The sequence below is a fragment of the Aquisalimonas sp. genome (genome assembly GCF_007120195.1).
In the GTDB taxonomy this organism is placed as follows: domain Bacteria; phylum Pseudomonadota; class Gammaproteobacteria; order Nitrococcales; family Aquisalimonadaceae; genus Aquisalimonas.
The window spans coordinates 1-4,473 of record NZ_SKOG01000016.1 but is presented as its reverse complement, the minus strand read 5'-3'; the positions used below and the strand labels follow the sequence as shown (position 1 = coordinate 4,473).

At 61.2% G+C, this 4,473-nt stretch carries 4 protein-coding genes and 1 pseudogene; 3 read left to right on the top strand and 2 right to left on the bottom strand.

The genetic code is table 11. The annotated features are described in order from the left end of the window. Positions 1–599 (bottom strand): alpha/beta hydrolase (locus QZT63_RS02105; RefSeq protein WP_290648164.1); only part of this gene is annotated, 599 nt, incomplete at its 3' end. Between the two features lie 589 nt (positions 600–1,188). Here QZT63_RS02105 and QZT63_RS02100 point away from each other — a divergent pair. From QZT63_RS02100 to QZT63_RS02090, 3 genes are all read left to right on the top strand, one after another. Then, positions 1,189–1,563 carry a DUF4398 domain-containing protein gene (locus QZT63_RS02100; RefSeq protein WP_290648162.1) on the top strand — a complete coding sequence of 125 codons (375 nt, stop codon included), beginning with the start codon at positions 1,189–1,191 and terminating at the stop codon, positions 1,561–1,563. A 32-nt stretch (positions 1,564–1,595) separates the two neighbouring features. Then, positions 1,596–2,378: an OmpA family protein gene (locus tag QZT63_RS02095; RefSeq protein ID WP_290648160.1), complete on the top strand. Its 783-nt coding sequence runs from the start codon at positions 1,596–1,598 to the stop codon at positions 2,376–2,378. A 987-nt stretch (positions 2,379–3,365) separates the two neighbouring features. Next, entirely contained in the window at positions 3,366–3,758 is a 393-nt protein-coding gene (locus QZT63_RS02090; RefSeq protein WP_290648158.1) for a thioredoxin family protein, read from the top strand. A 449-nt stretch (positions 3,759–4,207) separates the two neighbouring features. On the opposite strand, the pseudogene QZT63_RS02085 reads toward QZT63_RS02090, so the two are convergent. Next, a pseudogene (locus tag QZT63_RS02085) lies at positions 4,208–4,473 on the bottom strand (2-hydroxyacid dehydrogenase); the annotation flags it as partial.

Here is a 4,473-nt window from a genome sequence, read left to right as displayed (position 1 = left end):
CGCTGGGATTCGCTCAGCATGCGAGTGCTGTAAGCAGTTTCCACCTCGGGATCGAGGTCCTGGGGGAGGATGCTGCGGACGGCATTGTCCTTATCGACCGGATCGAGACCGCCCCCCTGAACCATGGACATCCGGGTAAACACCAGCGGATCCGCGGTCGCGAGGCGCATAATGGAACTGCCCAGGCCACCTGGAGGCACAGAGGCCATGAGCACGGCTGCTGACGCCGGAAATTGCTCGAGGTACTTCTGCACCACCATGCCACCCATGGAGTGGCCGATCAGAACGGGGGGCGTCTCCATTCCTTCCACCACGTGCCGCAGATCGGCAACATAGTCACGGATGCTCGACTGCTGCAACTGCTCGCCCCCTTGGCTCGCGCCATGCCCGCGCAGGCTGAGCGCGTAGGCGTCAAACCCGTGCGCGGCGAACCAGGGGAGGAAATGCTCGTCCCAGCACCACGCACCCGCATAGGCGCCGTGGACGAACAGCAACGGAGGAACCCCGCGGCGCCTGGTGGTCGAGGGTGGCCGGTGAATGACTTCCAACTTGGGCTGCTCCACAGGAGCGAGCGCACCGAACGCGAAAAATCCCAACATGATTGTTCTCCCCGTCGCCGCTGGTTCCTGTTTCAGGACGGTCGACAATTACCCGAAGCGCCTCGCTCGATAGCCGACGCCCAATGCGTACAAGCTAAAACATACAACCGAGTGCGGTCCGTGCTTAAGCAAACATAGGCAATCCCGCGAACCCAAGCGCAAACCCGAGGACACCCACCCAAGATCGTTCGGGTCCGGGTGCCGGCGCGCTATTCGGTCTGGCGGCGGCGGGGGCGAATCCTCCTAGGCTCACACTCAGGGCAATTCGCGCAAGGACGAGCATGTTGACCTCAGCGCGGGCGCCGCCCGTTGGTCTGTTCGGCTGAGGTCATCCCGCAACGCTCTGAATTGCTGTCACCCACCGGGGCCGGCAGGGTTTCCACTGGCCTGTGGGGATGGGCGGAAAAGGGGCGGTGCCGAGGACCTAATAGAGCCGTATTTCGGGATGATGTCAGGCACACGACCCTTCGCCACCCGTAAATTACCGGTTGACCAGTTCGGAAAAGGGCATTTTTCCATCCTATACTCTATCTGAACGATGCTTCCGTAAACGCAGGTTGCGTCCCACCCCATCAAAAGGAGCAGGAAGATGACGGTAAGGAGATCGACGGCACTAGCCGCACTTTCATTCGCATCCGCGCTGACGATTGCGGCTTGCGCGACTCCGGTCGAGCGACCAGACAGGAAGCTTGCAGAGGCCGAGGAGGCAGTCAGGGACGCCGAGGCAACCGAGGCGCGCGAACATGAGCCGGTGCTCCTTAACCAGGCGCAGAACAAGGTCCTTGATGCGCGAGAACTCATAAATCAGGAGGAATACGCAACAGCCGAGCGTTTGCTGGAACAGGCATTGGCGGAAGCGCAGCTTGCCGGCGCCCGCTCCGAATCGGCGCGGATGCAGAAGGCGGTCGATGAGTTGAACGAAAGCATCGAGTCAATGCAACAGGAAATTGGTGAAGAACAGTAACCGTGCAGGTGCCAAAAGGGAGGATTACCCTCATGTTTCGTACAACCATCGGATTGGCGCTTGCAGCCGCATTGTCCATCATGCTGAGTGCTTGCGGGACCACAACCACCGAGCAGCTCGAACAGGCAAGAGCCGCCTACGAGCGTGCGGAGAACGACCCGGAAGTCTCTCGCAGTGCACCGGGCGAATTGCGGCAGTCAAGGGACGAACTGAGCGCGGCGGAACAGCTTGCCGAGAGCAGGGAAAGCGAGACGTTGATTGATCACAGGGCGTACCTCGCTGAACTGTACGCACTGACCGCCGCCGAACGTGCGCAGACCTCGCGGTTGCAGCAGGATATCGAAGAAATGGAAGAACGCCGCGAAGAGATCGAACGGGAACGCCAGGCTGCGGAAGCCGAGCAGCTACGCCAACAGCTTGAGGAAATGGAGGCGGAAGAAACAGAACGCGGCATGGTTCTGACGTTGGGCGATGTTCTGTTTGAAACGGGTCAGGCTGACATGGGTGAGGCTGGCCTCAGCACCGTAGGGCGGCTTGCTGACCTCATGGAGGAGCATCCAAACCGCCGCGTTCGCATTGAAGGGCATACCGATAGTGTCGGCGATCCTGACTTCAACCAGCGGTTGTCTGAGCGCCGCGCACAATCAGTTAGGAACGCGCTGATCGAGGAAGGTATCAGTGGTGAGCGGATCGAGACCCGTGGTTACGGCGAGGATCATCCGGTGGCGACCAACGATACGCCGGAGAACAGAGCGCGCAACCGCCGTGTCGAGATCATTATTTCTGACGGAGACGGCAACATTCGGGATCGTTGATCGACCGAAATGGTGACCAGGAGGGGAGACCCTCCCGCTCACCATCGGCGCTGGGAGGTGCGACTGATCAAGTCCTCCCGTAGGGCCGCGATAACTCCCCGGCCAACACGCCTTCGAGCCGGTGAAATGCTGCGGATGAAAGTCGATCAGTGGCACCAGTTCCGCAATCAGTTCGTTCTCCAGCGTGGCGCCGTTGAGTTTTGCCGGCAGGTCGGGGTGGCAGATCTGATTGTCCGTTAGGACGAAGTAGCCACGCGTCATTACTGCGATTGACGTAACACATGGCCACCGGCAGGTTCTGCATCTGATCGCTTCCTACCTCCAGAGGCACCAGCATCTGAAATATGATCAGGTCGGTGACCGCCGCCTCGGCGCGCCCCGGCGCCTCAACCCCGCGCCAGGGCGTAGAGCAAATCGCCTTCCACCCAGATGCGCATGGAAACGCCGTGTCCATGGAACGTGCGTGGGCCCTGGCGGTCATCCATCGATCGGCCTCGGCGACAAGAAGCGATGCTCCGGCCACGGCACCGCCGCCGTCGCGTAGAGTGAGGGCGCGGGAGACCTGGCTGTCGCCGTTCCGCCGCAATCGTATCCAGGGTTCATGCACCAGATCCCGGGCGTCCTGAGTCCCGCCGCACAGCGCTACCGCATAGCGATAGCCTGACTGGATCAGCTCCCTGTCGTCAGCCACCCGGGCATCTCCCGTCCTGTGCGCGGCGTAGTCGTGTTCAAGCCTCAGTTCGGCCTTCTTGTGCCCCGGCTGGTTGCTACGTAATTATGCGGATGGACGTTGCGGCCCGTTGCCAGTAAAGGTTGACTGTCGTCGGTAAAAGACGAGCTTTCGCGTGTCGCCGCTTCGGCATCCGGTTTACCAATGAGCGTCCTGACAGCGAGGATCGAGGGTTTATGGGCAAGTCCGGGAAAGCGAGAAAAGGCCCAAAAGGGCCGCCGAAGAAACCGTCAGGAAAAGGCCTGGATGCCGCAACCATGACCCGCCGCGGTTTCCTGGGGCTGGCGGTGTTAAGCATTCCCGCCATCTGGATTGGTATGGAGTGGCGCTCGCGTGGGGCGCGTGCTGACATCGGCGTCATCGGTAATGGGCGTCCCGTCATTGTCCAGGTGCACGACCCGGGCTGTCCCACGTGTCGGCGCCTGCTGAACAATGTCGAGCGCGCCTACCCGGCATTCAGTGACGACATCGAATTCCGGATCGTCGACATCGAGACGCGGCAGGGAGCCAGCTTCGCCCGGGAGCACGGCGTAGAACATGTCACGCTGGTGTTGTTCGATGGCGCCGGAGAGGTTCACCAGATTCTCGAAGGTGTGCGCTCCGTGGACGAATTGGAGAGCGCGTTCCGCTCGCTGCAGCGTCAATCCTGAGCCGCGCGGGTTCGTTTCGAGCCAATCCCTTGTCAGCCTGACTGACAAGGGCTGTGGGCACCTGATGCGCTACGGTCTACATGTGACTGCCATAACGGCACACCACTTGCGCGCTTTTCTAACGCAATGGGCTCGCCTTCCCCGCGAGACGAGATGGCTTGCACTGTGTTCGCGGTGACAGCTCTTGGCTATGCGTCCGCGCTATCCGAATGTCTGCTCTACCGGGCCCTAACCGAGGACTTTATAGCGCAGTCGACGGCTGCGAAGTTGTTCGGCAGTCGGCAAGCGAATTCCAGAAGAACCGGTTACTGACAGAGGCTGGAACGGATGCCGCTGACCATCAGTGGCGAAAACGTCCTCATCGACAACGACCCCGCAGCCCGATGCGCTTTCCATATGGAGCACATCAGCCCCTGCCGATCTCCGAGGGCTCGGCGCGATGCGGCGCTTCATTGGTCGTCCATCTGGCCCGTGAGCTCGTTGTCGCAGGGTTCCCCCCGGCGCACGGCGTCGAGGTTGCCGAGGGTGACCTCGGCGATCTGGGTCATGGCCTCGTCGGTGAAGAAGCCCTGGTGGCCGGTGATGAGCACGTTGGGGAACGTGAGCAGCCGCGAGAGCATGTCGTCGGTCAGGATCTCGTCGGAGAGATCGCGGAAGAAGATATCCTCTTCCTGCTCGTAGACATCCAGGGCCAGGTGGCCCACCTTGCCGGATT

What these genes read in the sequence shown, in the direction of transcription:
- QZT63_RS02090 (WP_290648158.1), top strand. Translation starts at nt 3,366, where the DNA reads ATGACCCGCCGCGGTTTCCTGGGGCTGGCGGTGTTAAGCATTCCCGCC.
- QZT63_RS02095 (WP_290648160.1), top strand. Translation starts at nt 1,596, where the DNA reads ATGTTTCGTACAACCATCGGATTGGCGCTTGCAGCCGCATTGTCCATC.
- QZT63_RS02100 (WP_290648162.1), top strand. Translation starts at nt 1,189, where the DNA reads ATGACGGTAAGGAGATCGACGGCACTAGCCGCACTTTCATTCGCATCC.